The 2,889-nt window shown below is 69.0% G+C and carries 6 protein-coding genes (1 of these 6 only partly in view); all 6 read right to left on the bottom strand.

The window, feature by feature from the left end; genetic code table 11:
- Nucleotides 1-207 precede the first annotated feature (207 nt).
- Tightly spaced (at most 3 nt apart), the 6 genes in view from EDC36_RS12530 to EDC36_RS12505 form a layout consistent with a single transcriptional unit that may run on beyond the window.
- On the bottom strand, nt 208-495 hold the full coding sequence (locus EDC36_RS12530) for a pseudouridine synthase (protein WP_132963608.1): 288 nt from the start codon (nt 493-495) through the stop codon (nt 208-210).
- Nucleotides 496-497: 2 nt separating this feature from the next.
- Nucleotides 498-896: a GPW/gp25 family protein gene (locus EDC36_RS12525; protein ID WP_207895083.1), complete on the bottom strand. Its 399-nt coding sequence runs from the start codon at nt 894-896 to the stop codon at nt 498-500.
- A complete protein-coding gene (locus EDC36_RS12520; RefSeq protein WP_132963606.1) occupies nt 893-1,951 on the bottom strand; it encodes a phage late control D family protein in 1,059 nt (352 codons plus the stop codon). The genes EDC36_RS12525 and EDC36_RS12520 overlap by 4 nt, the downstream gene beginning before the upstream one ends.
- Nucleotides 1,952-1,954: 3 nt before the next feature.
- Complete coding sequence (locus EDC36_RS12515; protein WP_132963605.1) at nt 1,955-2,164, bottom strand: tail protein X; 210 nt, start codon at nt 2,162-2,164, stop codon at nt 1,955-1,957.
- Entirely contained in the window at nt 2,161-2,586 is a 426-nt protein-coding gene (locus tag EDC36_RS12510; protein WP_207895082.1) for a phage tail protein, read from the bottom strand. Before EDC36_RS12510 ends, EDC36_RS12515 begins: the two co-directional genes overlap by 4 nt.
- Nucleotides 2,586-2,889, bottom strand: partial view of a phage tail tape measure protein gene (locus EDC36_RS12505; RefSeq protein WP_424565386.1) — the final stretch only. 1,967 nt of this gene lie beyond the right edge of the window; the window shows 304 of its 2,271 coding nt (coding positions 1,968-2,271); its start codon lies beyond the right edge, outside the window; the stop codon is at nt 2,586-2,588. Before EDC36_RS12505 ends, EDC36_RS12510 begins: the two co-directional genes overlap by 1 nt.

Below are 2,889 nucleotides of genomic sequence, written 5' to 3'. Positions count from 1 at the left end.
GCGCATCAGACATCAGATCTGGGGGAAATTGTACTCGCAAACAGACAATAACACAAGAAAAATCATGATGTTATGAATATTTCAGGGGCGACTAATTCACGGCTGGCAGCCCGCCGTAGTTCAACGCGCGGCATCCTAGAGCATTTTGCGCTACGGTAGCAATTTGGGAGCACTCGCTCCGTCAATGCGCGCCATTGACGGCCTGCCTCACCGCGTCGTATGCAGCCTGACACCGCTAGCACGGTAGGCGTCCGGAAGCTGCGCGCCACGCACCTCAGACTCAAAGCTCAGCCGACAGTGATCTCGCTCCAGCGGCCAGAACAACGCATCGATGAGCGGGCGCAGGATGCGCCCGGCCAGCTTGCCCTGCTGCTCCATGCGCCAGGCGGCCGCGCTGATGGTCTCATCAGGATGCCCGCGCCCGAGCGTCAGCAGCACCCACGCGAGTTGGTCGAGCGCGATGAGGATGTGGAGGATGCGCTGCTGGATGGTCATCGTCACAGCTCTAGGCGCAGCGTCTGCGGCTGATCCTGCGCGCCGAGGCGCAGCGTCAGGTCGAGCGTGACGTGGCCTGGCGTGTCCATGCGGGCGGCCACGCGTTGCACCTTGACGCGCGGCTCCCAGCGCTGGATGGCAAAGGCGACCTCGAAGTACAGGCCCGCAAGCCACTGGGCGTTGACAGGACGGTCGATGAGGTCGCGCAGGCGGCTGCCGTACTCCGGGCGCATGATGCGCTCGCCGGGGTAGGTGGTGAGGATGTCCACAATGCTTTGCCGCAGGTGGTCGATGCCGTCAATAGCGCGACCATCGCGCGCCGACAGCCCGCGCCAGCGTTTGAGGCGGGCGAGGTTTGGCGTGCGGCGCGGCAGGATGTCGAGGGTGGTCACAGCGGTCACGGTTCGACCTCCTCTTTCAGGATGTCGTCGATCACATCTTGACTGGCGCGCCCGGCTGGTGCGGGCGGCACGCATTCCAGCCGGGTGCGAAGCCCTCCGGCATCCAGCGTGTGCTCGGCGCGCTGGATGACCCACTGGCCGCCGACAGGCTCGGAGAGCCCCCGCACCAGCACGTGGTGGCCGGCCAAAAGGCGCGTGTCGCCGGGCAGCTCAAGCGTGAGGCTGCCCTCGGCGCGGCGCAGTTGCCGAAGGCGCGCGGCGGCCAGATCAAGCGCGGCACGCTCGTCCTTGGCGTCGTGCCGGAGGTCCAGCGTGGGGGCGTCCGCTTGTTCATCGTCGCAAACTTCGACCGGCACGCGCCGGCCCGTGTCCGGGTCGTAGTGCCAGGCGCGCACTTTGCCGTAGCGGGAGCGGGCGTTGGTGGTGTAGTCGTAGCGGGTGATGCGTTTGGCGTCCAGCCGGTGCAACGCGGGGTGCCACGGCTCGGGTGCGCGGGCCGGCGGCAAGTTGCCCGCGTGCGGGCGTAGGATGAGGCGGTTGCCGTCGAGCCGCAGCACCCAGTCGCGATCGCGCGCCAGGCGCGAGAGTAGCGCCATGTCGGACTCGGTTTGCTGGTCGATGTGGCCCAGCGGGATGGTTTCGGCGTCCGGGTGCAGCTCTGCGGTGTAGCCGTGCCGGCCGGCGATGCGGCGGGCGAGGTCGGCGAGCGTCCCATCGTCGCCGTCGTCAATGACGGGCGCTTTGAGAGCGCGGGTCATGTCCGCACCCTTGGCGGTGAAGGCAATCGACAGCGGCGGGCCGGAGAGGCGCACCTCGTCGACCACGAAGTCGCCGATCACCGGGATCGGCGGCCGCTCGAGGTAGCCTAAGAGCAGGCGCAGCCGGTCACCAACGGCTGGCAGCGCGACCGATTGCCCGCGGTCGTCGAGCTCGACTTCGAGCGTGTCACTCGCGAGCCCTTCGGCGTCCACGACGGTGAGCCGCGTGGTTCGGTCGATGAGCGTGCCGGTAAGGTCCGTGCCCGCGGTGTCAAAGAGGTAGAAGACCGGACGCATGGCTCAGAACACCCTCGCGGCGGGCGCGGGCTGCGCCGGTGCGTCAGGCATGGAGATGACCGTGCCGGAAGGCAGCGCCGCGGGGTTGCGCGCGGCCAGTCCTGGGTTGGCGTCGAGCACGCGCTCGAGGACGCGGCCCGACAGCGTGCCGTACCATCGCCAGCAGATAAGGTCGAGCCGTTCGCCGTCGCGCTGCGTGGTGTAGGTGCTCATGCCATGTCCCTCGCGTAAGCGCCCAGCGTCAGCCGGAAACGCTGCTCGATGGGGGCGCCCGAGGGGCCGATCACCGGCTGCTCCTCTTCGATGGCGGTGATGACCCATTCGCCCAGGACTTCGCCGTAGCCGGTGACGAGCAGCAGCGGCCGCGCGCCGGAGGCGTCAGTGAGCGCGCGGTCGGCCAGTGCCCGCATGGCCTTGATCTGGCCAATGCCGCCGCGGAACGCCGGCAGGATGACGCCCTCCAAAGTGATTTCGTCGTTGCCCTTCCCGGTGAACTGGCGCACCGGCTCGTTCCACAGCCGCTCTTGCGCCGGCCAGCGCCACTCGGTGCGGCGGGTGAGGCCCTGGTAAGCCGCGGTGTCGATGGCAAAGCGGAACTGCTGTTCGCTGTCGCCCAGGGTCATGAGAATGTCCATCAGGCGAGCCCCCCGTCGATAAGCGCTGCGCGGCGGGCAAGCGCTGCGCGGCGGGCGGCTTCCGCGAGTGCCCGCTCGACCTCGCGGCGCACGGCGGCGGCGACATCCTGCGCGGCCTCTGGTGTGGCGGGGCCGGTGAGGTTGACGGTGATCTGGATGACCGGTCCGCCAGCGGCCATCGGCGTGGCTCCGGCTGCTCCTGCTGCCCCCATCATGACGCCGCCCGCGGCCATGGGCGCGGCCAGCCCAGCCGCGACCCCGCGCATCGCGGCAAGCGGCAGGCCCGCGGCACGCTCGATCCCG

Source organism: Tepidimonas ignava (assembly GCF_004342625.1).
Lineage (GTDB): Bacteria > Pseudomonadota > Gammaproteobacteria > Burkholderiales > Burkholderiaceae_C > Tepidimonas > Tepidimonas ignava.
Note: the sequence above shows the minus strand (reverse complement) of the source record. Positions and strands in the feature narration are given on the sequence as shown.

Excerpts from the sequence above, each read along its gene's own strand:
- EDC36_RS12530 (WP_132963608.1), bottom strand. The coding sequence starts at position 495 with ATGACCATCCAGCAGCGCATCCTCCACATCCTCATCGCGCTCGACCAA.
- EDC36_RS12520 (WP_132963606.1), bottom strand. The coding sequence starts at position 1,951 with ATGCGTCCGGTCTTCTACCTCTTTGACACCGCGGGCACGGACCTTACC.
- EDC36_RS12515 (WP_132963605.1), bottom strand. The coding sequence starts at position 2,164 with ATGAGCACCTACACCACGCAGCGCGACGGCGAACGGCTCGACCTTATC.
- EDC36_RS12510 (WP_207895082.1), bottom strand. The coding sequence starts at position 2,586 with ATGGACATTCTCATGACCCTGGGCGACAGCGAACAGCAGTTCCGCTTT.